The sequence below is a fragment of the Curtobacterium sp. P97 genome, assembly GCF_023712445.1.
Lineage (GTDB): Bacteria > Actinomycetota > Actinomycetes > Actinomycetales > Microbacteriaceae > Curtobacterium.
Window position 1 is genome coordinate 1 of the sequence record NZ_JAMAYF010000162.1, and the last position, 430, is coordinate 430.

The following is a 430-nucleotide window of genomic DNA, read 5'->3' on the forward strand; positions in this document are numbered from 1 at the left end:
GTGTTCGACTACACCTCGCGCTACACCCCGGGCCTCACCGAGTACCACACGCCGGCGCGGCTGACCGACGACCTCGCCCGGCGGGTGGCCGAGGTCGCCGTCACCGTGCACGAGGTGCTCGGGCTGGCCGACCTCTCGCGCACCGACCTCATCGTCGACGCCGACGGCTCGGTGCACTTCCTCGAGGTGAACGTGTCTCCGGGTCTCACCGAGACGTCGATGTTCCCGATGGCCGTCGAGGCCGCGGGGCACCGGCTCGGCGACGTGCTCACCACGCTCCTCCGCCAGGCCGCCCGCCGCGCCTGACCCCCGCCGCGCCGCCCGGGCCGCACGGTGGGGATGCCGTGCGGCGAGGTGGCGCGTGGATCAACGTCGTTGATCACAGGTCGTCCTACCCGGGGACCGTTGCCCGGGGACGAAGCCGTTGGAT

At 72.8% G+C, this 430-nt stretch carries 1 pseudogene; it reads left to right on the forward strand.

Annotated features, from left to right (window positions below):
• A pseudogene (locus tag M3677_RS17455) lies at nucleotides 1–306 on the forward strand (D-alanine--D-alanine ligase); the annotation flags it as partial.
• Nucleotides 307–430: the final 124 nt, after the last annotated feature.